24 protein-coding genes are annotated in these 24,491 nt (G+C 70.7%); 7 read left to right on the top strand and 17 right to left on the bottom strand.

Going from position 1 to position 24,491, the window contains the following annotated elements; all coding sequences use genetic code 11:
- Positions 1–3 precede the first annotated feature (3 nt).
- Positions 4–189: a DUF5703 family protein gene (locus C3E78_RS09210; RefSeq protein ID WP_108578009.1), complete on the top strand. Its 186-nt coding sequence runs from the start codon at positions 4–6 to the stop codon at positions 187–189.
- A 141-nt stretch (positions 190–330) separates the two neighbouring features.
- On the opposite strand, the gene C3E78_RS09205 is transcribed toward C3E78_RS09210, so the two are convergent.
- The 5 genes from C3E78_RS09205 to C3E78_RS09185 form a co-directional block, all read right to left on the bottom strand.
- Complete coding sequence (locus tag C3E78_RS09205; protein ID WP_108578008.1) at positions 331–1,134, bottom strand: hypothetical protein; 804 nt, start codon at positions 1,132–1,134, stop codon at positions 331–333.
- 1 nt (position 1,135) lies between these two features.
- The gene (locus C3E78_RS09200; RefSeq protein ID WP_108578007.1) at positions 1,136–1,468 is read right to left on the bottom strand and encodes a hypothetical protein; all 333 of its coding nucleotides are present in this window, start codon (positions 1,466–1,468) and stop codon (positions 1,136–1,138) included.
- A gap of 1,156 nt (positions 1,469–2,624) precedes the next feature.
- Positions 2,625–2,915 (bottom strand): SAV_915 family protein, encoded by a 291-nt coding sequence (locus tag C3E78_RS18785; protein WP_424922760.1) that lies wholly within the window; start codon positions 2,913–2,915, stop codon positions 2,625–2,627.
- 27 nt (positions 2,916–2,942) lie between these two features.
- Entirely contained in the window at positions 2,943–4,235 is a 1,293-nt protein-coding gene (locus C3E78_RS09190; RefSeq protein ID WP_108578006.1) for a M20/M25/M40 family metallo-hydrolase, read from the bottom strand.
- Between the two features lie 54 nt (positions 4,236–4,289).
- Positions 4,290–4,685: an SRPBCC family protein gene (locus C3E78_RS09185; RefSeq protein WP_108578005.1), complete on the bottom strand. Its 396-nt coding sequence runs from the start codon at positions 4,683–4,685 to the stop codon at positions 4,290–4,292.
- A gap of 15 nt (positions 4,686–4,700) precedes the next feature.
- Between C3E78_RS09185 and C3E78_RS09180 the strand changes: the two genes are divergently transcribed.
- From C3E78_RS09180 to C3E78_RS09170, 3 genes are all read left to right on the top strand, one after another.
- Positions 4,701–5,582: an AAA family ATPase gene (locus C3E78_RS09180; protein ID WP_199906787.1), complete on the top strand. Its 882-nt coding sequence runs from the start codon at positions 4,701–4,703 to the stop codon at positions 5,580–5,582.
- 13 nt (positions 5,583–5,595) lie between these two features.
- Positions 5,596–7,017, top strand: coding sequence for a vWA domain-containing protein (locus C3E78_RS09175; RefSeq protein ID WP_108578004.1), 1,422 nt, complete (start codon positions 5,596–5,598; stop codon positions 7,015–7,017).
- Positions 7,018–7,097: 80 nt separating this feature from the next.
- Positions 7,098–8,582, top strand: coding sequence for a glycoside hydrolase family 16 protein (locus tag C3E78_RS09170; RefSeq protein WP_108578003.1), 1,485 nt, complete (start codon positions 7,098–7,100; stop codon positions 8,580–8,582).
- Here C3E78_RS09170 and C3E78_RS09165 read toward each other — a convergent pair.
- The 3 genes from C3E78_RS09165 to C3E78_RS09155 are packed head-to-tail and all read right to left on the bottom strand — an operon-like array spanning position 8,552 to position 10,825.
- A complete protein-coding gene (locus C3E78_RS09165) occupies positions 8,552–9,139 on the bottom strand; it encodes a hypothetical protein (protein WP_108578002.1) in 588 nt (195 codons plus the stop codon). The genes C3E78_RS09170 and C3E78_RS09165 overlap by 31 nt on opposite strands.
- Before the next feature lie 46 nt (positions 9,140–9,185).
- Entirely contained in the window at positions 9,186–9,998 is an 813-nt protein-coding gene (locus tag C3E78_RS09160) for a phosphatase PAP2 family protein (RefSeq protein ID WP_235833768.1), read from the bottom strand.
- 56 nt (positions 9,999–10,054) lie between these two features.
- The gene (locus C3E78_RS09155; protein WP_108578000.1) at positions 10,055–10,825 is read right to left on the bottom strand and encodes a CPBP family intramembrane glutamic endopeptidase; all 771 of its coding nucleotides are present in this window, start codon (positions 10,823–10,825) and stop codon (positions 10,055–10,057) included.
- 68 nt (positions 10,826–10,893) lie between these two features.
- Between C3E78_RS09155 and C3E78_RS09150 the strand changes: the two genes are divergently transcribed.
- Complete coding sequence (locus C3E78_RS09150; protein WP_108577999.1) at positions 10,894–11,667, top strand: exonuclease/endonuclease/phosphatase family protein; 774 nt, start codon at positions 10,894–10,896, stop codon at positions 11,665–11,667.
- On the opposite strand, the gene C3E78_RS09145 is transcribed toward C3E78_RS09150, so the two are convergent.
- From C3E78_RS09145 to C3E78_RS09135, 3 genes are all read right to left on the bottom strand, one after another.
- On the bottom strand, positions 11,664–13,181 hold the full coding sequence (locus C3E78_RS09145; RefSeq protein ID WP_108577998.1) for an MFS transporter: 1,518 nt from the start codon (positions 13,179–13,181) through the stop codon (positions 11,664–11,666). The genes C3E78_RS09150 and C3E78_RS09145 overlap by 4 nt on opposite strands.
- Positions 13,182–13,382: 201 nt before the next feature.
- The gene (locus C3E78_RS09140; protein WP_108577997.1) at positions 13,383–14,978 is read right to left on the bottom strand and encodes an ArnT family glycosyltransferase; all 1,596 of its coding nucleotides are present in this window, start codon (positions 14,976–14,978) and stop codon (positions 13,383–13,385) included.
- Positions 14,975–16,066: a phosphatase PAP2 family protein gene (locus C3E78_RS09135; protein ID WP_108577996.1), complete on the bottom strand. Its 1,092-nt coding sequence runs from the start codon at positions 16,064–16,066 to the stop codon at positions 14,975–14,977. Before C3E78_RS09135 ends, C3E78_RS09140 begins: the two co-directional genes overlap by 4 nt.
- A gap of 86 nt (positions 16,067–16,152) precedes the next feature.
- Here C3E78_RS09135 and C3E78_RS09130 point away from each other — a divergent pair, with 86 nt between their 5' ends.
- The gene (locus C3E78_RS09130; RefSeq protein WP_108577995.1) at positions 16,153–16,770 is read left to right on the top strand and encodes a flavin reductase family protein; all 618 of its coding nucleotides are present in this window, start codon (positions 16,153–16,155) and stop codon (positions 16,768–16,770) included.
- 22 nt (positions 16,771–16,792) lie between these two features.
- Here the strand turns inward: C3E78_RS09130 and C3E78_RS09125 are convergent, their stop codons facing one another.
- From C3E78_RS09125 to C3E78_RS09110, 4 genes are read right to left on the bottom strand one after another with little or no spacing between them, the layout of a single operon-like run.
- Complete coding sequence (locus C3E78_RS09125) at positions 16,793–17,281, bottom strand: pyridoxamine 5'-phosphate oxidase family protein (protein ID WP_108577994.1); 489 nt, start codon at positions 17,279–17,281, stop codon at positions 16,793–16,795.
- Positions 17,278–17,499, bottom strand: coding sequence for a hypothetical protein (locus C3E78_RS09120; protein WP_108577993.1), 222 nt, complete (start codon positions 17,497–17,499; stop codon positions 17,278–17,280). The genes C3E78_RS09125 and C3E78_RS09120 overlap by 4 nt, the downstream gene beginning before the upstream one ends.
- A 28-nt stretch (positions 17,500–17,527) precedes the next feature.
- Positions 17,528–19,597 (bottom strand): vWA domain-containing protein, encoded by a 2,070-nt coding sequence (locus tag C3E78_RS09115; RefSeq protein ID WP_108577992.1) that lies wholly within the window; start codon positions 19,595–19,597, stop codon positions 17,528–17,530.
- Positions 19,590–20,978, bottom strand: coding sequence for a magnesium chelatase ATPase subunit I (locus tag C3E78_RS09110; RefSeq protein ID WP_108577991.1), 1,389 nt, complete (start codon positions 20,976–20,978; stop codon positions 19,590–19,592). The genes C3E78_RS09115 and C3E78_RS09110 overlap by 8 nt, the downstream gene beginning before the upstream one ends.
- A gap of 255 nt (positions 20,979–21,233) precedes the next feature.
- Between C3E78_RS09110 and C3E78_RS09105 the strand changes: the two genes are divergently transcribed.
- Positions 21,234–22,907 carry a sensor histidine kinase gene (locus C3E78_RS09105; RefSeq protein WP_108577990.1) on the top strand — a complete coding sequence of 558 codons (1,674 nt, stop codon included), beginning with the start codon at positions 21,234–21,236 and terminating at the stop codon, positions 22,905–22,907.
- Positions 22,908–22,921: 14 nt separating this feature from the next.
- On the opposite strand, the gene C3E78_RS09100 is transcribed toward C3E78_RS09105, so the two are convergent.
- Together C3E78_RS09100 and C3E78_RS09095 are read right to left on the bottom strand one after the other, a co-directional pair.
- The gene (locus tag C3E78_RS09100) at positions 22,922–23,350 is read right to left on the bottom strand and encodes a hypothetical protein (RefSeq protein ID WP_135804928.1); all 429 of its coding nucleotides are present in this window, start codon (positions 23,348–23,350) and stop codon (positions 22,922–22,924) included.
- On the bottom strand, positions 23,343–24,020 hold the full coding sequence (locus C3E78_RS09095; protein WP_438938503.1) for a response regulator: 678 nt from the start codon (positions 24,018–24,020) through the stop codon (positions 23,343–23,345). The genes C3E78_RS09100 and C3E78_RS09095 overlap by 8 nt, the downstream gene beginning before the upstream one ends.
- Positions 24,021–24,491 lie beyond the last annotated feature (471 nt).

Genomic DNA, 24,491 nt, shown 5'->3' with positions numbered 1-24,491 from the left:
TCGATGATCGAGTACGAGTTCTGGAACCTCACGATCGACCGGACCAAGTCCCGGTCCGCCGTCTGCCGGATGCTCACCGACGCCGCGGAGTACCAGGGCTGGGAGCTCGACCGTCTCCGCAAGGACGGCACCGGTCAGCGCACCGTCACGCTGCGCCGCAAGATCATCCGCATGCGCAGCACCCTCTGACCCCCCCCACGCTGACGCGCGCCGTGTTGTCGGTGACCCGCGCCGTGTTGTCGAGCGTCACGGGCGATAACCCGCGCGTCAGCGGCGATAACCCGCGCGTCACTGGCAACAACCCGCGCGTCAGCGGTAACAACCCGAGCGTCAGCGTTGGGGGGCGAAGTTGCCGGACTGGATGCGTCGCAGTGAGGCCTCGGTGGTGAGCTCGGCCCGGGCGTCCTCGTGGGACCAGTAGAACTCGATCAGCTGGGCCACGAGGGCGGGGTCTGCTGCCAAGGTCTGGCCGACGATGGTGACGTCCTTCGAGATCGACGGTCCGGTCGCCGTGATGGAGTAGTCCTTGCCGGTGACGTTGGTCAGCATGATCCCGTACATGTCCCGCCACGCGAGCTCGGTCTCCTTGCCGCCTGCCTTGTGGCTGAGCCCCTCGGGTGAAACCCGGAGCCACGGGGTTCCCCGCCGCCACATCTGCGCACCACCGATCACCAGACCGGCCAGCAGAGCCAGGCACAGGACGAAGGTGACGGTCGCATCTGAGCCGCCGTCGTCGAGCGCGCTCCACCCCGACACGATGACAGCGAGGAACGCGAACAGCGCCAGCACGCCGGTGGCCGCGAGGTACACGATGGTGACGAGGCGCTGGTCGTCGACGACGAGTGCGCCACGGTCCGCGTCCCACGAGATCCCCGCGCTGCCGCGGGCATGCACACGGGCCTGCGTCGTCCAGCCCACCCACAGGAAGGCGCCGAACGCGATCCCTCCCAGTGCGAACGGCACCACGAGGACACGATCCGAGCTGAAGAAGGTGGCGACCGTCGCCACCACGACGAGGGCCTCGAACAGCAGTCCTAACACGATCAGACGCCAGACACGTCCCGGTGTGCCCTCGGTCCCCCACTCCTCGGGCCACGGTGCACGATCAGCAGAACCGAGAGAGGCCGAGGTCATGTCAGAAGACCTTGTTCCAGACGTGCCTGGCGCCACCGCCGACGGCTTTGAGACCGCCGTCGATCGCCTTCTTCGCCCCTTCCGGGACCACGTCGTCCCACACCTTGTCTGCGACCATGCTGCCCACGATACCGACGCCGACGGCCCCGGCGCCCACCAGGAGAACCGGCGCGGACACCGGAGCGGACGCCACCAGAAGCGCTCCGGCACCCACCCCCACCCCACCCGACAGGATCGCCTTGCCCGGACCCTTGCCCTGCGCGATGTCCAGCCCCGTGCCCACAAGGGCCAGCGCGGGCCCGCCCTTGTCCAGCTTCGAGGCGACACGGCCCACTTCACGCCACGGGCCTTGGCCTCGGCGGACGCCAGTCTGCTCTCGAAGACACGGCGGTTGTTGTATTTGCTCTCGGGGCTGCCACCCGGCGATTTGAGGTCATGGTCAAGGTGCCGCTTGGCGTCGTCGGCGAGCGCGGCGGCGTGCTTGGTGAGAATGCTCGCGTGCCGACCGGTGTACATGGCTGCCGCGCCCACCACGAGATCCGCTGAGTTGAGATGCCACTTGCCCGTCAGCTCGCTGACGAAGGTCGTGAGGACGCCCTTGGCCGACTCCAGCGCGGTCTCGACTCGGCTGGCCGACGACTGGGCGTGGTCATAGGCCGCAATCTTTTTCTGGTGGTCCTCGTACTCGGCGGTCATCCGGTCGAACTCGCGAGCCTGTTCCGGTGACAGCTCCCCGGACTTCCACGGCTTGCCGGGGCCCGCGCCGGGATCCTGGATCGTGCGTGCCGTCAGCGTCAGACCGGCTGTCGAGGCGTCCGTGCAGATCTGCTGCATGCCGTCCTGCGCGGTCTGGAGCGTACCGCTCGATCTTCGCGCCGACGCGTTCGCCGTCATCACCGATCTTCTGGACGCCGCTGCGACACGACGACATACCGGTGACGAAGGCCGAGCCGGCAGTCCCCTTTCCAACCGGCCTGAGCCTCGGACTCGGCACTGCGCAGCGCACCCATGGCGTCGGTGAGCGCCGGCTGCAGCCGGCCCTTGTTTCCAGACGCCGACCGTGGTGATGTCGTCGGGGGATCCATCGATCCGCGTGGAGATGCTCATGGTTGGGTTCCCGTGCGGTGGAGCCGGGAGAACGCCTGTGCGCTCGCGGCGTCGGTCTCCTCGTATGCCGTACCGCCCATACGTACGGCATCGGCCGCTGCGGACGCGCCTGCGAGATCTCGCCGGAGACCGCGAGCAGGTCGCTGAGCAAGGACCTGATGACGCCACTCATGTCGCCGGCGTCCGGCGCCGCGGGAGCCGACCCCGCCAGCGACTCCAGGTCGTCGCTGATCGACTGCACCCGGGTCGCGATGTTCGCCAGGGTGCCGGCCCCCAGCTCGAGCCGGCTCATGAGGGCACGCCCGTACGGCGGTGCTCAAGAGGTATCTCCATGTCGAGCAGGATCAGGTCGTAGGGCGCTGCTCGGCGATGTCGTCGAGGGCCTAGGTCTCGATCAGCACCCACGGCTGGCGATCGCCACAGCAGTCGACCAGGCGGTCGAGGGCCGTGTAGGCCAGGAGCGCGGTGCGGCCGTCCCGCAGTCCAACGACACCGTGCCGTCGTCCAACACCTCGTCCCCGGGGACGTACAGCACCGGTGGCACCATCGGCGGCTCGTTCTCGGGCGTCTGCTCCGTCGTCATCGTCGTCCCCTTCGGCGATCGGACCGCCCCAGCCGGCAGCCGGGTGCCAGCCTTTCGCAGCATGGCGGAGAAATCGACGTCTTTGGAGCAAGAAGCCCCGTAGGAGGTCGTCGCGTGGCTACGCCAGGCCCAGGAACCCGTCGAGCACCCTCGCGCCGAACTTCAGGGAGTCGACGGGGACGCGCTCGTCGACGCCGTGGAACAACGCGGTGAAGTCGAGGTCCGCGGGCAGCCGCAGCGGCACGAAGCCGTACGAGGTGATGCCCAGCTTGTCCCACGCCTTCGCATCGGTGCCGCCCGACATCAGGAAGGGCGCGATGTGGGCGCCGGGATCCTGCGAGTGCAGCGCGATCGTCATCTTGTCGACCAGATCGCCCTCGAAGGCGTACTCGAGCGCGGGCTGCTCGATGTACGGCTCGACGGTGATCGCGTCGCCGACGATCTGCTGCACGGTCGGCACGAAGCTGTCGGCGTGACCCGGCAGGTAGCGGCCGTCCACGTACGCCAGCGCCTCGCCGGGGATGACGTTGTGCTTGTAGCCGGCGTCGAGCATCGTCACGTTGGTCGTGTTGCGCATCCCCGCGCCGATCATCCGCACGGCCGGGCCGAAGTGCTCCAGCAGCTCCTCGGGCGTGCCGTCCGAGCCGGTCAGCTCGCGGACCTTCGCGAGCAGCAGCTGCATCGACGGACCGGGCTCTCCCGGCCACTCGTGCTCCCCCAGGGCCAGCAGGCCGCGCGCCAGGTGGGTGATGGCGTTGTCGCGGTTGCCCATCGATCCGTGTCCGGCGGTGCCGCGCGCACGCAGCCGCATCCAGGCGATGCCTTTCTCGCCGGTCTCGATCAGGTACAGGCGCTGGCCGCCGACCTCGGTCGAGAAGCCGCCGACCTCGCCGATCGCCTCGGTGCATCCCTCGAACAGCTCAGGGTGGTGCTCGACCAGCCAGTGGGCACCGAGCGGGCCGCCGGCCTCCTCGTCGGCGGTGAACACCAAGGTGATGGGACGGTCGGGGATCGCGCCGGCGCGCTGACGGGCCCGGACGACCGACAGCAGCATCGCGTCGAAGTCCTTCATGTCGACCGCGCCGCGGCCGTACAGGTAGCCGTCCACGACCTCGGCGGCGAACGGGTCGACGCTCCAGTCGGCGGCCTGGGCCGGCACGACGTCCAGGTGCCCGTGGATCAACAGGCCCGGCTTCGGCGAGTCCTGGTTGCCCCAGCGCGCGACGACGCTCGCCCGGCCAGGCGCCGACTCCAGGATCTGCGGCTCGATGCCGACCTCGGCCAGCAGCCCGGCGACGTGCTCGGCGGCCTTGCGCTCCCCCGGGCCCGAGTCGTCACCGAAGTTGCTGGTGTCGATGCGGATCAGGTCGCGGCAGATCTCGAGTGCCTCGGTCTCCGGTGAGTAGCCCATGCTGTGATCGTACGGGTGGTGGTCGGTTCGACAAGCCCACGGCGCGACCGCGCGTCAGGACAGCAGCCCGTCGATGACGCGGGAGAACAGCAGGCGGCTGGACGCGCGAGTGATGCCGTCCATGAACTGCGGCGTGCCGGTCACGTGGATGTCCTCGCGCCACGTCACCCGGCTGCCCCCGTCGACCGGGACGACGCTCAGCTCCGCCCACCCGGTGATCACGCGCCCGCGCTTCTCCAGGCGGCAGAACGACGGCTCGCGCCACTCCACGACATCCATCGGGTCGTGGAACCCGACCCGGCCCACGCCCGTGAACGCGTCGAAGCCGTCCGCCGTGCGGACGACGTGCGTGAGCGGCACGTGGTCGCCGTGGCGCTCCCAGTGCGTGAGCCGCGACCACGCCTCATCGGGTGTGAGATGCACCTCGCGGACGATCTCGATCAGGGCCACGGCATCATCGTAGGCATGCGCACCATGCCGTTCGACTCGATCGCCGACGTCAAGGCCAAGCTCGCCGCCGCGGGCTACCTGGCCTCCGACGCCATTGCGACCACCGTGTTCCTCGCCAGCGAGCTCGGCAAGCCCCTGCTCGTGGAGGGTCCGGCCGGCGTCGGCAAGACCGCGCTCTCCAGCGCCGTCGCCGAGGCCTGCGGGGCAGATCTCATCCGCCTGCAGTGCTACGAGGGAGTGGACGAGGCGCGCGCTCTGTACGAGTGGAACCACGCCAAGCAGCTGCTGCGCATCACGGCCGGCCAGGGCGAGTCGTGGGACGAGGCGCGGGACGACATCTTCTCGGAGGAGTTCCTGCTCCCCCGCCCCCTGCTGACCGCGATCCGCAGCGACAGCCCGACCGTCCTGCTGATCGACGAGACGGACAAGGCCGACGTCGAGATCGAGGGACTGCTGCTGGAGGTCCTCGGCGAGTTCCAGGTGACCGTGCCCGAGCTCGGCACGGTCACGGCGAAGCACCGCCCGTTCGTGGTGCTCACGTCCAACGCGACCCGTGAGCTGTCCGAGGCGCTCCGTCGCCGCTGCCTGTTCCTGCACGTGGACTTCCCCGACGCGGAGCTCGAGCAGGAGATCGTCCGGCTCAAGGTCCCCGATCTCGACGCCACGCTCGGCGAGTCGCTGGTCCGGGTCATCAATGCGCTGCGGGCCATGCCGCTGCGCAAGGCCCCGTCGGTCTCCGAGACGATCGACTGGGCGCGCACGCTCGTGGCCCTCGGGGCCGACATCCTCGACGACGAGGTGGTCAAGGACAGCCTCGGCGTGATCCTCAAGCACCAGGACGACCTGCAGAGGGCGCGCACGCGGCTGGACCTGGACGAGGTCCTCAGCACGCCATGAACGGGTCCGTCGCATGAGCGAGGCGGGGTCGCAGGACCTCACCGGACGGCTGGTCGAGTTCGTCGCCGCGTTGCGGTCCAAGGGGATCCCGGCCGGGACGAGCGAGACCGTCGACGCCGCCGCCGTGGTCGACGTCCTGGGCATGAGCGACCGCAACCAGCTGCGCGAGGGCCTCGCCGCGGCGCTGGTGCGGCGCGGCGGCCAGCGGGACGTCTTCGACATGACCTTCGACCTCTACTTCCCCGCCGGCACCGGTACGCCGCAGGCGGCGATCGAGGCACCGGAGGGCCTGGACGTCGACGCCCTTCGCGACCTCCTGGTCCAGGCGCTCGCCGAGGACGACCTGCGCACCCTGGAGCGGATCGCCTCGATCGCGGTCGACCTCCTCGGACAGGTCGGCACGGCCGACACGCAGAGCGCGGGTTGGTCGGCGTACCAGACGCTCGAGCGTCTGCGGCCGCAGACGCTGGTGTCCCGGGCCGCCCAGATGCGTGGCGAGGGCGGTGGCCAGGGCCAGGGCCAGGGATCCGGTCAGGGCACCGGCGGCGAGTTCACCCAGCGCCTCGAGCGCGACGAGGTCCGCGAGAACGTCGAACGCTTCCGGGCGATGGTGGGCGGCGAGGCACGTCGCCGGACGGCAGAGGTCCGCGGACGGGACACCGTGACGCGCCACGCGGTCCGGTCGGGCACCGATCGGCTCGACTTCCTGAGCGCCAACAAGCAGCAGCTCGAGGAGCTCGGCCGCACCGTGAAGCCGCTGTCCCGCAAGCTCGCGACCCGTCTCTCGGCCCGCAGGCGCAAGGCCAGCCGAGGAAAGATCGACATCCGCCGCACCCTGCGCCGCTCGATGTCCACCGGGGGCGTCCCCATGCACCCCGTCCTGGCCAAGCCGCACCCGTCGCGGCCGGAGCTGGTCCTGCTCTGCGACGTGTCGGGCTCGGTGTCGGGCTTCTCGGAGTTCACCATGCACCTCGTCCAGGCGCTGAGCGGGCAGTTCAGCAAGGTCCGGGTGTTCGCGTTCGTCAATGCGATGGACGAGGTGACCGACCTGGTCAAGGACACGGGAGCGGACTCGCGGCAGGAGGACCTGTCCACCCGCATCGCCCGCGACGCGCACATCACCAAGTGGCACACGAGCAGCGACTACGGCGAGGCGTTCGGCGACTTCCGTGCCGAGCACATGAACGCGATCGGTCCCCGCACCGCGGTGCTGATCCTCGGCGACGCCCGCAACAACAACCAGGACCCCAACCTCGGCGCGCTCCACGACATCAACCAGAAGGCGCGTCGGACCTTCTGGCTCAATCCCGAGGCCACGATCCGCTGGGGGCTGGGCGACTCCGAGGCGCCGGCGTACGCCGAGGTCGTCGAGATGCACGAGTGCTGCAACGTCGACCAGCTCACCCGCTTCATCACGCGACTGCTGCCCGTGTGACCCGCCGATCCGGCGACGCGCCGCACGGCAAGAGCCGCCGTACCCTCGCGGTCGTCCCCCGCAGGTCCTACCGTGGCGGGATGAGGCCCCACACGCGACCCGGCGGAGGACGCGCGCGACGCGCGAGCCTCCTGGGTGTCGCAGCGGTGGTGGCAGGCAGTCTGCTGCTCGCGCCGAGTGGCTCGGGCGAGGCCGTCGAGCGCGCCGCGGCAGCGACCTCGGCGCGGGCCACGATCGCCACCGAGTCCGTCGCCTGGAAGCCCTCGGCGAACGCCCGGACCAGGAACCTGCGCCCCCGGACGTCCGCAGCGACCCTCCACCTCACGCCGCGACGACGCGCGGGTGTCAAGAGCGTCTCGATGCGGTCCCCGCTCTCGACCGGCGCGGTGACGCCGGCCGGGACGACGGTGCGGACCACGGCGCAGCTACGCATCTCCCAGCCCGGGCGCCGGCTCACGTTCCGGGTGCGCGAGGTGCGGGCCGGCCGCGTCGTCGCCAGTCGCTCGGCGACCATCAGGCCGTCGTCACGGGGCTGGCGCCGCGTCACCGTCACGCTCCGGACGACCCGCGCCGGCTCCCGCATCCAGCTGTTCGTCGGCGCACGACGTGTGCGGGGTCTGGCTCGGCTCCGCGTCGCCGACATCCGTGCCACCGTCACCCCGAGGCCCGTCGCGGCCCAGCCGGTCCGGAACACGCCGTGCAGCGACATCGACTACTCCGCTCCCGGCCAGGGAGTCGAGACGTTCCGCGAGGACTTCGACGGCTCCTCGATCGACCGGGCGCGGTGGCGGGTCCGCGACGACACCTTCCTCAACCAGGACAAGGCGTGGATCACGAAGGACGCCGTGTCGGTGCACGACGGCTACCTCGACATCCGGGGTCGCCGGCTCGCCGAGTCGCAGTGGCGGCTCAACCCCCAGGCCCTCTCCCTGGCGAACGTGGTCCGCGACTACTCCACCGGATACGTCGACACGATCGACAGCGCCGGGTACGGGAACGCCGCAGCCAACCGCTTCGGGCAGAAGTACGGGCACTTCGAGATCAGGGCGCTGGTGCCCAGCCAGGCGACGATGTCACGCGGCATCTGGCCCGCGTTCTGGCTGCGGGCGGACCACCAGGCCGGCGAGATCGACCCCATGGAGTCCTACGGCGCCCCCACGATCCGCTCGTTCGACCCGTCGAGCTCGTACGAGTGGAACAGCTGGGCGGACACCGCCGAGGGCTCGATGACCGGCATCGTCAAGCGGCAGACGCACGGACGCGCGGACGTCGGCACCGACAAGATCTGGCAGGGCTGGCACACGTTCGCGGTCAACTGGTCGCCGCGCTGCCTGCGCTACCTGTACGACGGACGGACCGTCGGCATCGTGGACTTCGACGACCCACGGACCGCGTCGTACTTCCGCGAGCGGACGTTCGACGACACCTTCCACATCCGCCTCAACATGCAGATCGGGTCGAGCTACTGGGGCTGGCCCGATCCTGAGCACACCCGCGACGACTTCAGCTACAAGGTCGACTGGGTGCGGGTCCATCAGGGCACGGGACTCGTCGCGGGACGCTGAGCACTGCGGAGACTGATCAGCAGCCACACCCACCCCACCGCGATCGCGGCCATCGACAGCACCCCGCGGGGCCAGTAGACGTGCTCCTCCATGAACCCGAACGCACCGGCGAGCGCGACGAGGGCCCCGGGCAGCGCGCGCAGGCCGGCCACCCGGATCACGCAACCGGCCGCGGCCGCGGTCGCGCCGATGTACGCGATCGAGCCCACCTGACCGAGGTCGGACGCCAGACCGAACACCGTGCCCAGTCCGCCCTCGCGGTCCGCCTTCAGCCCGCCGGCGGCGATGCCCGCGAGGATGTCCAACGCCGAGTAGAAGCAGGCATACACGTAGCCCAGGACGAGGGTGATCCGTCCGTAGACGGGATCGACCGAGCGCGCGAGCAGCCAGGGTCCCACCGCCAGCAGCGGGAACAGCGGCAGCAGGACGACGTGCATGTCCCGCCAGTAGGTGGCCGCCCCCATCGTGAGGTGGTCCGGGTGGGTCGTCCCCACGAGGCCGATCACCAGGGGCGGCAGCAGCAGTGCCGCTGCGAGCCTGACGTCGGGACGGGACATGTCTCGACGATAGGCGCGCAGACCGGGGTCGGCAGGGTGACTCGGGTCAGACCTCGGCCATGGCCGCAGTCGTCGGCCCGACGCCCCGGCGACGCCGCACCGCCGTGTCGAGCGCCAGGCCGGCCCCCATGAGTGCCACGGCAACGATGCCGTCGAGCCACCAGTGGTGCCCCGTGGCCGCCACGACGAACACGGTGACGGGCAGGTGCAGGACCACGAGCCACCGCCATGGGCTCGTCGTCATCGCGAAGGTGCCGAGGGCCACCACGGCCGCCCACCCCACGTGGATCGACGGCATCGCGGCGAACTGGTCGGAGACCCCGGTGCCCACGTCGCCGTAGACCCCCAGCCCGAAGCGGCTGGACAGGTCGACGAAGCCCAGCTCCTCGACGAACCGCGGTGGGGCGACGCGGATGAACCGGATCAGCAGGCACCCGGCCGTCACCGCCACCAGCGCATTGCGCCAGTGCGGGTACAGGTCGCGGTGACGCGTGAACCCCCAGACGAGGAACGCGACGAGTGCCGGCACGTGGACGATCGCGTAGTAGCCGTTGACGAACCGGGCGAGCCAGTCGTGTGCGATGACGAAGTGCTGCATCGCGATCTCGGTCGGCAGGCGGAGCAGGTGCTCGAAGTGCTCGATGTCGCGGGCGCGACCGAGCGCGCCGGCCTCGTGCGTGATCGGGAGCATGCGTGCCAGGCGCCACACGCCGTAGAGCCCGGAGATCAGCGCGAACTCACTGAAGGCGGGCAGCAACGCGTCGCGCCCGCGGCTGCGAGGCAGTCGCCTCAGGACGACCCATGCGACCAGACTGACGAGGCACGCGACGGCGGCTTCCTCCCACGACGGCCACGGCACGCGTCCATTCTTGTCGATGCTCGGCGCGCGCCGGGGCGTACCCCCGGGCGGAGGGGTCAGACCCGGGGCGGGCGGTTCGTGTCGACCGTGTCGTGACCGTCACGCCGGAACAACGGCGGCATGAAGCGCAGCATCAGCGCCGACCACGTCAGGTGCGTGAGCAACGGGGCCTGGATGCCGCCGGAAGCCCGCCGCTGCAGGGCGAACAGCGTGCCCATGGCGGTGCCGGCGAGGACCAGGGCCGGGTTGCGGGTGGCGGTGGTCGCCAGCGCGTAGACGGCGGTCGACTTGGCGACCGGGTGGTGCGTTCCCGCCGCTGCGTAGAGCGCACCGCGGAAGAACACCTCCTCGGCCGCGCCGTTCGCGAACGTCGTGGCGGTGACGAGTGGCGCCGAGCCCTGGTCGGCGAACGCGAGGATGTCGGTGAGGGCACGGTTGAGCACGGGGATGCGGCGGCAGACCAGGGCGGCGCCGTAGAACGCCCCGAAGGCGGCGACGCCGAGCACGACCGGGGTGGCGAGGGGCCGCCGGAGCTGGTTGTCGTCGCCCTGCTCCCAGCCCAGGTGCAGCGGCCCGGACGCGAAGGCGCCGGCCGTCCAGGTGCCCGCGACGCCCAGCGTCAGGGCGTAGAACTCCGTGGAGTCCGGCTCGCTCGCCAGGGACCTGCCGAGCAGCCCCGCACCCGCGACGCTGACCCCGCCGACGACGCGACGACGGCGGTGGAACGCCTCGTCGCTCTCGAGGTGGTCGCGCGGCACCTTCTCGCGCAGCTCTCGGGGCGCGAGCGCGACCAGACGGCGGGCGAGGTCACGCGGCGACGGGCTCATCGTCCTCGACGCTACTGGCTCCCCCGCGGCGCCACACCTCGACGCGACAGGTCCGATAGCCTCGCTGGATGACGGCGACCTTCCGCCTCGGGTTCAAGAACGTGCTCGGGTCCAACTGGACGCGGACCCGACATCGCTGGCCCGGGCGTGCGGTGATGCTCGAGCGCGAGATGCACGGGCCCGACGGCATGCAGGCGAGCGCCTACTTCCTCGTGGAGGTCAACCGGCGGGCGGAGCGCCGCAGCCTGGCGCGGATCCTGCCGGGGTGGGAGGTGGCCCGCTCACGTCGCGGCCACAACGACGCCTACAGCGATCCGTCGGTGCACCGGCTGCTGGACTCGCACGAGCACCCGCTCGGCACGTTCACGCGACAGCAGCGGTACGTGCTCATCGCCCGGTACGAGCACCTGGCGTCCGGCGTCGAGTGGGTGGCGGCGACCACCCACCTGTCGTCCTCGGTCCACACGACGCCGGAGAAGGCCGAGGCGTCACGGGGGCTCCAGGCAGCCCGCCTTGCCGAGCTGTGCGCCGAGCACGGGGTGGACGTCGTGGCCGCTGACATCAACAACGTCGCGGTGCGGCCGGACACCCCCCGCGGCATCCTCGAGGCGGCCGGTTACACCGACTGGCGGGATGCCACGCAGGTCCGCGACGCCGACGTCGACGTGCACCACCGGATCGGCGAGCCCCTGACCCGCACCGGACGCCACCTGGACGCGATCTACCTCGGCGGCCGCGTCACCGCGGTCGACGGCCGGGTGCAGATGACCGAGCCGGACAGCTCGGACCACCTGGGGCTGGTCTGCACGGTGGCGATCAGCCCAGGTGATCGTGAGCCCTAGGCCACGCCGGCCGCGCCCTCGGCCGGGATGTCGTCCTTCTTGGCGTTGATGAGCGTCGCCGCGGTGATCAGGGCGAGCACCAGCAGCATCGCGCCCCAGAAGAACGCCACGTGGTAGCCGTGGACGAACGCCTCCCCCATCACGGCATCGGGGTTGCGGGCCCCGCGCACATTGTCCGCGAGGAACGTGGTGACCGCGCCGGCGTACAGCGTGTTGAGCAGCGCGGTGCCGAGGGAGCCGCCGACCTGCTGCGAGGTGTTGAGCAGGGCGCTCGCGACTCCCGCGTCGTGGGAGCCGACACCGACCAGTGCGGTGCTCGAGGCCGGGATGAACACCGCGGCCATGCCGAGGCTCAGCAGCACCAGCGAGGGCAGCACGTGCGTCCAGTACGAGGTGTTCGCATCGACCTGCGTGAGCAGCAGCATCCCGACCGACGCCGCGACCAGGCCCGGGACCATGAGCGGCTTGGGACCGAGGCGCGGCAGCAGCTGCGAGACCACGCCCGCGCCCAGGATGATGCCGATGCTGAACGGCAGGAACGCGAAGCCCGACCGCAGCGGGCTGTAGCCCAGGGTCAGCTGGAAGTAGAAGGTCAGGAACAGGAACATCGCGAAGAGGCCCGCGCCGACGAACAGGAAGACCAGGTACGAACCACCGCGGTTGCGGTCGAGCGCGACACGCAGGGGCAGCAGCGGGTGGGCCGTGCGGCGTTCCCACAGCACGAACGCCACGAGCAGGACCACGGCGATGCCGAGGAAGGTCAGCGTGCTGCTGTCCGTCCAGCCCAGCACCTCGGTGCTCTTGCCGGGGTTCTTCTCCTTGGCGGCCTCCGTGAAGCCGTAGACCAGCGACACGAGTCCGAGGGACACCAGGATCGCTCCGGGGACGTCGTACTTCGTGTCGCCCTCGGCCTTGCTCTCGCGGACGACACGGGAGGCGGCCAGGGCCGTGACCAGCGCGATCGGGACGTTGACGCCCAGGCACCAGCGCCACGAGGCGTACTCGGTCAGCACGCCACCGACGATGAGGCCGATGGCGGCTCCACCGCCGGAGATCGCGCCGAACACGCCGAACGCCGTGGCGCGCTCCTTGGTCTCGGTGAACGTCACCGAGATCAGCGAGAGCGCGGCGGGTGCCATGAGCGCGGCGAACAGGCCCTGGAGGCCGCGGGCGGCGAACAGCAGACCGGCCGTCGAGGCGATGCCACCGAGAGCGGAGGCCACGGCGAAGCCGAGCAGGCCGATGACGAAGACGCGCTTGCGGCCGGCGAAGTCCGCGATGCGGCCGCCCAGCAGCAGGAGCCCGCCGAAGGCGAGCGTGTAGGCCGTGACCACCCACTGGCGGTCGGCGTCGCTGATGCCCAGGTCCTCCTGGGCCGAGGGCAGCGCGATGTTCACGATGGAGGCGTCGAGCACGATCATGAGCTGGGCGACGGCGATGACCCCGAGGGCCAGCCAGCGCTTGGGATCGGGTTCGCGCACCGTGTCGGGCAGGACGGGTTCAGCAGTGGCCATGGGGGTCCTCAGCGGGTGATCAGGGTGTGGGGGGGCAGTGCTGCGGCGGGGCGGCTGGTGCAGCCGGCGGGCCGGGGCGCGGAGGCCTTGCAGTCGGTCAGCGCCTGGTTCCACGATCGTATTCCGCACTGACAGTTTTCTGCCTCGCCCCGCTCATCCATGGATCGGCGGTCCCCGGTTGTGCAGCCGGGACGGCTGGAGTCACTGCCAGACGTAGTCGGCGCTGTCCTCCGGCGTCCGAGACACCTTCGGCCCCAGCTGCTTCGGCAGGTCGAGCGTCGCGCACTCGGTGTGATCGGACTTCCGCAGCTTGCGGGCCGCCTCGTCGCGGCGGATGAGCACGGGCTTGTCGCAGATCTCGTCGGTCGTGACGTAGTGCTTCGCGATCAGCCGGCGCGTCTCCCCCGAGGCGTCCATCCCGAAGATCGTCGCGTCCTGCCACTCCACGATCCACGTCGGACGGCGCGTCTTGGAGCGCAGCATGTCGCGCAGCCGGTTCTCGGCGTTGGGCACGGTCCGGACCATCTGCGTCCAGGAGTACGGGTACGGCGTGGCCATGTCGGCGTAGTACAGGAGGTTCGCGCGGGCGTAGAGCACGTAGAGCGTGTCGTTCGGCCGGGCGTTGCTGCGCAGGTAGTCCGCGACGGCGAGCGTCCGCTGCTGCGGCGGGTTGACGTTCTGCAGCGTCGTGCCCACCGCGACGTTGCCGACCGCCAGCACGAGCACCATGGCGGCGGTCGCGATGGACAGTCCCCTGCGTCCGGTCGCCGCCAGTGCACAGCTCGAGAGGACCGCGAGCGCCGCGACCGGCTGGATGAAGTAGTGCGGGTAGTAGTTGCCCCCGCCGGCGATGCCGACGAAGCCCACCACGAGCCACGCCGTCAGCGGCAGCACGAGCTGCGGGTCGGTGCGTCGGCGCACCAGCCAGGCCACCGACCACGGCACCAGGAACAGGCAGCCCGAGACGATCAGGATCGGCAGCCCGAGGCGCAGCAGCATGAACCCTGCGCCCTGGTTCCCGCCGCTGATCTCGGCGACGCTGTCGAGGCGGAAGCCCGCCACGGCGTACACGAAGGACCTCACGCCGACCGAGTACGCCTCGAACCACGCAAACGTCACGAGGACCGGCGTCGCGACGCCGCCCAGCCACCACCCCGCCCAGCTCCACCGGAACCCCGAGCGTGCGCGGGTCACCCAGCTGACGAGCAGGAACACGGCGCCGGCGACCAGCACCTCCCCGAACGACTGCTTGACCAGCAGCGCACAGGTCGCGAGGACACCCGAGATGAAGAGCCAGCGGTGCGGCACGACGGCGTCCCGTGCCCGCATCAGCGCCAGGATCGAGTACGTCGCAGGGACGCTCGCGATCAGCTCGTTGTCGGTGAAGACCGCCCCGAGGACGACCGAGGAGGTCATCACGGCGGTGAGGACGCCGGCGATGCGCGCGGCGCGCAGACCGCTGATCCGGTGGGCGATCGCCATCGTCCCGGCCACCAGCAGGATCGCTGCGACCATGCCGACGAGCCGGACGCCGAGATCGCCGCCCAGGACGCCGATCTTGTAGACCAGGACCAGCAGCGGCGGACGGTCGAGCCAGGACCCGCCGTACATCGAGCCGTCTGTCGTGCCCCAGGCGCGGGCGACGAACGAGTCGCCGCCCTCGTCGATGCCGAGGGGGACGTTGATGAACGGGGTGCGCAGGACGACCACCACGGCGGCGCACAGCAGCCACCACCGCACCAGCGAGTCACGCAGTCGGGGGCGGGGGGCCTCGACGCGCTCGTCCAGCGTCGTCACGCCACGGACCTCCCCGGCGGGTAGACCGTGAGCCGGCCCAGACGCACCGCCGCCCAGGCGATCGCCAGCCCGGCCACGTCGTCGAGCACGAAGTGCCAGCCCAGGTAGATCGTGGAGACCATGACGGCGACCAGGTACACGACCATGACGTTGGCGGCCCGCCGGAGCCCGTAGTACCGGAGCATCAGCAGGACGAGGAACGTGAAGCCGGTGTGCAGGCTGGCGAAGGCCCCGATGCTGGCGAACGAGTCGGCCGCGCCGGGGTGCAGCAGCAGCTCCGCCCGCTCGGCCATGTACTTGGCCTGGGTCGCGGTCACGCTGGTCCGGTCGAGACCGGCGAACTCGTCGGGCGCCGAGTCGAACGGGCCGATCGCGGGGATCAGGTAGTAGGACCCCACACCGAGGATCCAGACCCACATCGCCGACGTCAGGAAGACGTACCCCTCGCGGATGCGTGGCGCCAGGACGAGCGCCGCGACGAACGAGATCGGCACCATGATCGAGAACGACTCGTAGATCGCCCGGAACACGTGAGGTGCGACGTCACGCCCGAACAGGTCGTGCAGCAGGACGGCCGGACTGTGCCCGAAGAACAGCCAGCGGTCGGTGTCCAGGAGCGCGTCGTCGTGCTGCGCACGGAAGGCGTTCCAGCTCTTGAGGTTGCGGTAGAACGAGTAGACCAGGTGGTACGCCAGCAGCCCGGTGACGGCGAGCAGGACCCGGTCCGGCGTCCAGCGCGAGCGGATGGCCGCCCACGTGCGTCGCACGCTCCCCTCGCGGCGACGCGCCCGGACGGCGCCGTCCAGGACGATGAGGACCACCAGGATCCCGAGCGACAGGGCGATGCGGGACATGAACACGCGGCCGTCCGGGTCGCGGAGCGGCACGTCCACCTGGTGGGAGCGCCAGAGCGCGACGGCGCCGAAGACGATGACCAGCACCCACGTCCAGATCCACCAACGGGGACCGGCGGACCACGGCCGCACCGTGGTGTCGGGTGCAGAGGCTGCCTGGGGCGCGATGGTGACCACCTCGATCTCGAGCTCCGTGCGGGCGCACGGCGGGCCGGGTTGCGGCCCCGGGATCACGATACGGCCTTCCGCACAAGGTCTGGTGGTGTGCACGGCCGACGTCGTGACGTGCCGTTCGTCCTGCCACACGCAAGGATGGTCCGGTGCGCACCGTCTTCCACACCGCAGACCCCGACGTCGAGCCCTACCGGCTCCTGACCGCGCTCGTCGTGCCCCGGCCCGTCGCGTGGATCTCGACGCTGTCCGCGGACGGGATCGGCAACCTGGCGCCGCACTCGTTCTTCAGCGTCGCGTGCGCGAGCCCGCCGATCGTGTCGTGGACGTCCGTCGGCCGCAAGGACACCCTGGCCAACGTGCTGGCGACCAAGGAGTTCGTGGTGAACCTCGCGACACTCCCCCAGCTCGACCTCGTCAACGCCAGCAGCGCAGCCTTCGCCGCCGAGGACGACGAGGCGAGCCGGCTCAACATCGAGATGGAGCCGAGCGACAGCGTCGCACCCCCGCGCGTCGCCGACTCCCCCGCGTCCCTGGAGTGCGAGCTGCACTCGACCATCGAGCTCGGCGACTCGGTGCTCGTGCTGGGCACCGTCGTGGCCATCACGGTCGATGACTACGCGCTGGTCGACGGCCACCCGGAGATGGCACGCCTCCAGCCCGTGTCGCGCCTGGGCAAGGACGAGTGGGGCCTGCCGCCGACGGTCCACGCCACGCCCCGGCCCCGCAGGCCCGAGGACGTCGGGCTGCTGAGCGAGGCGGACTGACGGCGGCGGGCCGCCACCGGCGTCAGAGGCCGGTGACGACCTCGTTCTCCCCGCCGTCGTACGGCTGACCGGTCAGCTTGGACTTCGCGAGGCTGATGAGGGTCGAGACCTTGCCGCCCGGGTTGTCCCAGTACTCGGCCGTGGTGGCGTCGAACCGGACGAGCACCGCGTTGGGGTCCTGCGGTCCCTCGGGCAGCCACGCCTCCGCGAAGGTGCTCCAGAGCTCCTCCAGCTTCGCGGTGTCGTCGACGATCTCCGCCGTGCCGGCCAGCGACACCCAGGAGGTGTCCGTCGAGACCGTCACTCCGGCCGACGGGTTCGCCCGCAGGTGCTGGGCCTTGCGGGAGTCGCGGGTCGCGATGAACCACATCTCCACGTCGAGGTCGACGTCCTGCCGGGACATCGGCCGGCTGACGAGGGTGCCGTCGGTGTCGACGGTGGTCAGCATGCAGAACCGGGACTCCTTGGTCAGCTCGACCAGCGTGGCCAGGTGCTCGTCACGGCTCGTCATGCACTCAGCACGTCGGACGCCGAGACGTCGCCGTCCTTGTCGTAGATGGCGGCGGCCAGCTTGTCCACGTGCTCCGGTGCCACCTCGATGCCGGCCTCGTCGAAGCCCTTGCGGAGCTCCTTCTCCACGAAGCCCTCCTCCGCACCGTCCTGGTACGCCGAGACGCGGTTGACGACGAACTGGATGCCTTCGAGCTCTTCGCTCTGGTAGTCACTCATGGACGCGACGTACCCAGCCGCCTCCGGGTCAATCCACCCAGAAACCGCGACCCCCGCCGCCGTCCCAGAACGACTCGCCGTCGCCCGACCGGCGTCCTCCCGCGCCCCGCGAGCCGAGGTACGACCCCACGACGGCTGCGCCGAGGTCGTCCAGCTCCGGTGCCACGACCGATCCGCCGACCCGGTCCGCCATGGACTCGATGAAGTGCGCGAGCCCCGGGTCCTCGCCCAGCCGGAAGAACGTGGTCTGGGCGCCGAGACGCATCGAGTTGTCGAGCTCGCGCACGGCGTAGGCGACCGTGACCGGGTGCGGCGGATAGCTGAAGAACACCTCGCCGCTGGCCTCCAGGTGGGACGTGGGCTCGCCGTCGGTCACGATCAGGAGCACCGGCTGGGCGTTGGGGTGCTTGCGGAAGTGGCGATTGGCCAGCAGCAGCGCGTGGTGCAGGTTCGTCCCCTTGTCCCACATCGCGTCGAGGCCGGTGAGCTCCTCGATGTCCATGACCTCGGCGTGCCGGCCGAAGCCGATGAGCTGCAGGTCGTCCCCGCGGAACCGGCTCGTGATCAGTGTGTGCAGCGCGAGGGCGGTGCGTTTCATGGGGACCCAGCGCCCGTCCATCGCCATCGAGAAGGACGTGTCGACGAGCAGTGCCACGCAGGCCTGCGTCCGCGCCTCGGTCTCCTGGACCTCGATGTCGCCGATCTCGATCCTCACCGGCCCGACGCCGTGGCCGGACGTCGCCGCACCGCCCTCACCGGCCGTGCGGGTGATCGCGTTCGTGATGGTGCGGGTGACGTCCCACGGCTCGGTGTCGCCGAACGCCCACTCGCGGGTGGCCCCCGAGCGCTCCCCCGCGGCACCGGCCTGGCGCAGGTCCCGGTTGCCGGTGCGGCCGGACATCTTCTGCGCGACGTCGCGCAGCAGCGCCTTGCCGAGCTGTCGCATGGCCTTCGGGGTGAGCTTGAGCTGACCGTCGGTGCCGCGCTTCATCGTGCCGGAGTCGCGCAGCGCCTTCTCCAGGGCCTGCAGCGTCTTGGCGTCCACCGCGGCCTCGTCGCCGAGCTGGCGGGCGACCTTGTCGAGGTCGATGTCGTCCATGCGGGACCCGTTGTACGACTGCGCGAGTTGCTCGGCGAGCTCGTCGAGATCGGCGATGTCCTGGAAGACCCCCGTCCCGTCGCCGAGCCCGAGTCCCTCCCCGCCGTCCATCCGCTCCGAGCCGCCCCAGTCCTCGCCGGGGCGCAACGACTGCAGGTTGCCGTCGAGCTCGGCCAGGGACTGCATCAGCTCGGGCGACCCGAAGGCCTGCTGCGCGAGCGCATCGAGCTCGGCCCGCTGCTCGGCGGTCATCGAGTTCCGCATGCGCTGCGCCGCGGCCGACCGCTCGGCCAACGTGTCGAGCAGCTCCTGGATCGTGGTCGGCTGCTCGGGGAAGTAGTCCCCGTGCTTGTCCATGAACTCGTCGAACTGCTCCTGGGTGTCCTCCCCCCGGCGGTGCGCGTCGAGCAGGGTGTTGAGGTCGTCGAGCATCTCCTGGATCGCTGCGCGGTCCTCGTCCGTGGCGTTCTCGAGGGCGTTCTTCATGCCCGCGAACCGCTGCTCCAGCATCTCCCGCCCCAGCAGGTCCTTGATGCGTTCGAAGTCTTCGCGCGCCTCCTGGCTCTGCCAGTCGTAGCCGTTCAGCTCGCTGACCGCGGCTGCCGGCGACGGCGGCAGGTTGTCGAGCTGCATCTCGGCCAGCATCCGGTCGCCGTCGTCCATCGCGACGTCACGGGCCAGCTGCTTGCGCTCGGCCAGGACGGCGCGGTCCAGCAGCTCCTTGACCTCCTGGAGCGTGCCGTCGAGATGGTGACGATCGGCCAGCTCCCGACGACGCTCCGCCACCCGGCGGGCCAGCTCGTCGAGGCCAGCCTGGTCCTTGCCGCCGCGGCGCAGGAACTCGCGCATGGCGCGCTCCGGGGAGTAGCCGGCCATCACCTCCTCGCCGATCGCGTCGAGAGCCTCGCTCAGGTCGACCGGGGGCGCCAACGGGTCCGGTCCGTCGACGTACTTGCCGTAGCGCGCGTCGCGGGTGAGCCGCCGGTTCTGCCTAGCCATAGATGGTCTCCCCGCCTCCGCTGTCCTTGCTGACCTTCCGCGCGAGGTAGAGGCCCTCCAGGGCCAGCTCGATCGCGCCGGCACGCTGTCCGTCGTTGCTCGCACCGAGACGGTCGCACACCTCGTCGTACAGCTCGGACTCCCCGAGCACCGGCAGCCCGGCCAAGAAGTCGCGAGCGGTGACCTGCTCGCCGGTCGAGACCATCGCCCCGCCCTCGATGGCGTCCACCAGCACCGCGAAGTCGACGCCGCGGAAGTGGTTGCGGACCGTCTCTGCCGTCGCGGTGCGCAGCAGGTGGTCGAGGATCTCGTCCTCGCGGCCCTCCTCGCCCGACTCGAACTCGATCTTGCCGCCGAGCACGTCCACCGCGGTCTCGAGGTCCACGGGGCGCGCGACCGGCTCGTCCTCGCCCTGTCGAGTCGCGCGGTGCAGCGCCGCCGCCGCGATCGTCTCGGCACCGGCGATCGCGAAGCGCGCGCTGACGCCGCTGCGCTGGTCGACCGCACTGGAGTCGCGCAGCGCCCGGGTGAACCGGGCGAGGATCTCGACCAGGTGGTCCGGGACGTCCGCGACGAGCTCGGCCTCCTGGCGGATCACGGCCACCTCGTCGGCCAGCTCGGTCGGGTAGTGCGTGCGGATCTCGGCGCCGAAGCGGTCCTTCAGGGGGGTGATGATCCGCCCGCGGTTGGTGTAGTCCTCGGGGTTGGCGCTCGCGACGACGAGCACGTCCAGCGGGAGCCGCAGGACGTAGCCGCGGATCTGGATGTCGCGCTCCTCCATGACGTTGAGCATCGCGACCTGGATGCGCTCGGCGAGGTCCGGCAGCTCGTTGATCGCGACGATGCCGCGGTGGCTGCGCGGGATCAGGCCGAAGTGGATCGTCTCGGGGTCACCCAGGCTCCGGCCCTCCGCGACCTTCATCGGGTCGACGTCGCCGATGAGGTCGGCGACGCTCGTGTCGGGCGTGGCCAGCTTCTCGGCGTACCGCTCGTCCCGGCCCCGCCACGCGACGGGCAGGTCGTCGCCCATCTCGGCGGCACGCCGCTGGCTGGCGGCCGTGATCGGGTCGTACGGGTGCTCGCCGAGCTCGGATCCCGCGATGACCGGGGACCACTCGTCGAGCAGGCCGACCATCGTGCGCAGGAGGCGGGTCTTGCCCTGGCCCCGCTCGCCCAGCAGGACGATGTCGTGGCCGGCGATGAGGGCGCGCTCGAGCTGGGGGATCACCGTGGCCTCGAAGCCGTGGAGCCCGGGCCAAGGGTTCCGCCCTTCGCGCAGGGCGTCGAGCAGGTTGGTGCGGATCTCCGTGCGGAGCGAGGTGAGGACGTGGCCGGAGGCGCGCAGCTCACCGACAGTGGCGATGGAGGGAGGATTGGTCACGTGATCCACGCTACTGCGGGACACAACGGTGGAGCGGGCTCCAAGGACGAGACCGTCGCGACGGCAGCCGCTGGTGGCTCGAGATGCCTCCCCCTCGCAGGACGACCGGGACCTTCGGCCCTCGCCTCGGGGGGTGCGTCGTGACAGCCGGCGACGCAGTTGATTGCACCGTGATTTCATCTCAGCCACGGTCGGGAATCGGGCGTAGCCTGATGACAATGTGTCGGGAGTGACACGACGAGGGAGTGACCAGTCATGGACGTTTGGAGCTCGGGGGCATCGAGGCGGCCACGCGAGACGGACCTGGAAGAACGAGTCGACGAGGCGGCGGACGCGGCCTACACGCAGGCCCGACTGCGGGACCTGATCCGCATCAACCATGAGCTGACCAGCAACCTGGACATGCCCAAGATCCTGCAGCGCATCGTGGAGCTCGGCCGGGAGCTCCTGAACGCCCGGTACGTCGCGATCGGGATCCTCGGCGACGAACGACGGATCAAGGAGCTCATCCACGCCGGGATGGACCAGGAGGTCGTGGACCTCATCGGGCGGGTTCCGGAAGGACGAGGTCTTCTGGGCGCGCTGATCGACGAGCCGGGACCGGTCCGGCTGGAGTCGCTCGAGGACGACGACCGCTGGATCGGGTTCCCGAAGGGCCATCCCCGGATGCGGAGCTTCCTGGGCGTCCCGATCAGGGTCCACAACTCGCTCTACGGGACTCTCTACATCGCCGACAGTCTCACCGGGTCCTTCTCCGCGGCTGACGAGGAGCTCGCCGAAGCCTTGGCGGGCACCGCCGGGATCGCGATCCAGAACGCCCGGCTGTTCGATGCGTCGACCTACCGGGCCACCTGGTCGGCAGCGCTCGCGGACCTGGCCCGCAGCATGGACAACGACGACGAGGACCATCTCGGACACATCGTGGACGAGGTGCGCAGGCTGGCGTCGGCCGACCTGGCGTTCGTCGCCCTGGTGCCTCCCGACGGTCAGGCCGTCGTGGAACGCGCCGCCGGCACCGAGGCCTGCGACCTCAGCGATCTGTCGTTCCCCTTGGACGACCTGGTCCTCACGGAGGCGATCTTCCGTGGCGAGGCGGTCCTGGCCGAGGGGCTCAGCCGGGCGGGGACCGGCGGCCTGGCGATCCCGGCATTGTTCGGGCCCTCGATGCTCGTGCCCTTCACCCGGCAGGACGAGTCCCTCGGGGTCCTGGCCGTGTGCCGCGAGATCGGCAAGGGCCCGTTCACCGCGCGCGACCTGGAGATGGGCAAGGCATTCGCCACGCACATCAACGTCTCGTTCCAGCGCCGCGAGCTGCTGCGGACCCGACAGCGCGTGGCCGTCCTGGAGGATCGGGGCCGCATCGCCCGCGATCTCCACGACCACGTCATCCAGCGCCTGTTCGCCACCGGCCTGAACCTCGAGGGCGTCGCGGCGATGGTCGACGGCGACGCGGCCGTGCGCATCGCCGCCCAGGTGGACGACATCGACAGCGCCATCGCGCAGATCAGGCACAGCATCTTCGCGCTGCGGCACGAGGCCGGCCCCGGAACGGTCAATCTGCGGACCCGCATCCTGCAGATCATCGACCGGGTGACGGGGCAGTCGCCGGGCACGACGCACGTGGTCCTGGCGGGTCCCGTCGACACGGTCGTCTCCGGCAGCTGCCGCGAGGACGTCGCGGCAGTGGTCACCGAGGCGCTGATGAACGTCGTCCGGCACGCGGAGGCCACCCGGGTCGACGTGGCCGTCTCGGTGACGCCCGACGCCGTGAGCGTCGAGGTCACGGACGACGGCATCGGACCCGGCGCCGGCCAGGAGCTGAGCGGCCTGGCGAACCTGCGTCGACGGGCCGAGTCGCAGGGGGGCTCATTCGACCTGCAGCCGGTGCCCGGCGGGGGCACCCAGCTGGCGTGGTCGGTCCCGGTCTGACCACGCCGCGAGGCTCAGCCGAAGCCTGAGGCCACGGCGGGCACCGACCAGCCGCGCGGGTCGGAGACCCGGAGGACCACACCGCTGTCGTCGACCTCGACCAACGGGCTGTGGGTGCTCCTCCGGAGGTCGCGCAGCACCTGGTGGGCGTCGTCGCCGACCTGCTGCGCGACCATCCGGTCCGAGCTCGTGCTGATGTCCAGCAGGGCCGCGAGCGGACTGTCGCCCAGCTCCTGGACCGGGATGGGACTCGGTCGCGCCATGCCGGGCACGGACCCCGCCCGAACCGCCCGCACGGCGGCAGGCATGAACAGGGCACACTCCAGCGCGTACGCCAGGGCACCCAGGAACTCCTCGCCGAGCACGACCACGGTGATCAGCGGCTGGCGCCCCGCGCTGGGCCGGGCCGTGAGCATCCCGGACCACTGACGTCTCTCAGTCATGCCGCCATCCGCTGGGTGAACCCGAGGACGACCCGGGCCCGTCCGGCTCGTCCAGCAGCCGGCTCGCGAACACCGCCGCCTGGGTGCGCCGCTCGAAGCCGAGCTTGGCCAGGACGTTCGACATGTAGTTCTTGACCGTCTTCTCTGCGAGCTTCAGCTGCTCGCCGATCTGCCGGTTGGTCAGTCCCTGGGCGACCAGCACCAGGATCCGACGCTCTTGAGGAGTGAGGCGCTTGAACTCGTCGGGCTCCTCGGGTCCGCCTCCGCGGAGCCGCTCCATGACCTTGGCCGTGGCCAGCGGGTCGAGCAGCGAGCCGCCGGCGGCCACGTGGCGCACGGCGTCGACCAGCTCCTGGGCCCGGATCTGTTTGAGGACGTAGCCGGCCGCCCCGGCCATGATGGCCGAGAAGAGCGCCTCGTCATCGTCGTACGAGGTCAAGATGATCGCGCCGATCTGGGGCAGGTTCGAGCGGATCTCCCGGCACACCTCGATGCCGCTGCCGTCCGGCAGGCGCCCGTCGAGCACAGCCACGTCCGGCATGACCGCGGGGATTCGCGACAGTGCCGCTGCGGCAGTGCCGGCCTCACCCACCACCGTCATGTCGCCGGCCCGCTCGAGCAGGTCCTTGACGCCGGCCCGCACGACTTCGTGGTCGTCCAACAAGAACACCCTGATCATCGCGGTGCTCCCTTCTGACGGTGGCGGACCTTGGAATGACTCTGACATCACGGACACGTATCGGCATCCGGGCCGCCGAGCCCGGGGTGCTGCATCCAGCGGACCGCACGGCGGTCCGGTTCCGTAGGGCCCAACGTCCCGCCCTGGCCGCGGTCGTCGTCCGTGTGGCTCCCGGACCGGGCGCGACGTGGTGCCGTGCCATTGGTCCCTTGCCCGGAGCGGTCCGGCCGAGGACATTGGAGGGTGAGACGAGCGGCAGTCACGGAACGTCCAGCTCCCCTCGATCTCCGCGAACGCCTCGCGTGCCTCTCCCTCGGAGCCCGCGGGGCGTTCGTGCGTGCCTGTCCGGACGACGGCCCGACGGAACAGGGTCCACGGTCCCCCGCGGCGGGGACCTGCGGCCGCTGCCGGGGCGGGACTGCGGTGCGAGCGTGGAGCGAGGGCGCACGCACGTGCCCCTCC

The organism is Aeromicrobium chenweiae, from assembly GCF_003065605.1.
Lineage (GTDB): Bacteria > Actinomycetota > Actinomycetes > Propionibacteriales > Nocardioidaceae > Aeromicrobium > Aeromicrobium chenweiae.
Note: the sequence above shows the minus strand (reverse complement) of the source record. Positions and strands in the feature narration are given on the sequence as shown.

Excerpts from the sequence above, each read along its gene's own strand:
- C3E78_RS09210 (WP_108578009.1), top strand. The coding sequence starts at position 4 with ATGATCGAGTACGAGTTCTGGAACCTCACGATCGACCGGACCAAGTCC.
- C3E78_RS09205 (WP_108578008.1), bottom strand. The coding sequence starts at position 1,134 with ATGACCTCGGCCTCTCTCGGTTCTGCTGATCGTGCACCGTGGCCCGAG.
- C3E78_RS09190 (WP_108578006.1), bottom strand. The coding sequence starts at position 4,235 with ATGGGCTACTCACCGGAGACCGAGGCACTCGAGATCTGCCGCGACCTG.
- C3E78_RS09180 (WP_199906787.1), top strand. The coding sequence starts at position 4,701 with ATGCGCACCATGCCGTTCGACTCGATCGCCGACGTCAAGGCCAAGCTC.
- C3E78_RS09175 (WP_108578004.1), top strand. The coding sequence starts at position 5,596 with ATGAGCGAGGCGGGGTCGCAGGACCTCACCGGACGGCTGGTCGAGTTC.
- C3E78_RS09170 (WP_108578003.1), top strand. The coding sequence starts at position 7,098 with ATGAGGCCCCACACGCGACCCGGCGGAGGACGCGCGCGACGCGCGAGC.
- C3E78_RS09165 (WP_108578002.1), bottom strand. The coding sequence starts at position 9,139 with ATGTCCCGTCCCGACGTCAGGCTCGCAGCGGCACTGCTGCTGCCGCCC.
- C3E78_RS09155 (WP_108578000.1), bottom strand. The coding sequence starts at position 10,825 with ATGAGCCCGTCGCCGCGTGACCTCGCCCGCCGTCTGGTCGCGCTCGCG.
- C3E78_RS09150 (WP_108577999.1), top strand. The coding sequence starts at position 10,894 with ATGACGGCGACCTTCCGCCTCGGGTTCAAGAACGTGCTCGGGTCCAAC.
- C3E78_RS09145 (WP_108577998.1), bottom strand. The coding sequence starts at position 13,181 with ATGGCCACTGCTGAACCCGTCCTGCCCGACACGGTGCGCGAACCCGAT.
- C3E78_RS09125 (WP_108577994.1), bottom strand. The coding sequence starts at position 17,281 with ATGACGAGCCGTGACGAGCACCTGGCCACGCTGGTCGAGCTGACCAAG.
- C3E78_RS09120 (WP_108577993.1), bottom strand. The coding sequence starts at position 17,499 with ATGAGTGACTACCAGAGCGAAGAGCTCGAAGGCATCCAGTTCGTCGTC.
- C3E78_RS09115 (WP_108577992.1), bottom strand. The coding sequence starts at position 19,597 with ATGGCTAGGCAGAACCGGCGGCTCACCCGCGACGCGCGCTACGGCAAG.
- C3E78_RS09105 (WP_108577990.1), top strand. The coding sequence starts at position 21,234 with ATGGACGTTTGGAGCTCGGGGGCATCGAGGCGGCCACGCGAGACGGAC.
- C3E78_RS09100 (WP_135804928.1), bottom strand. The coding sequence starts at position 23,350 with ATGACTGAGAGACGTCAGTGGTCCGGGATGCTCACGGCCCGGCCCAGC.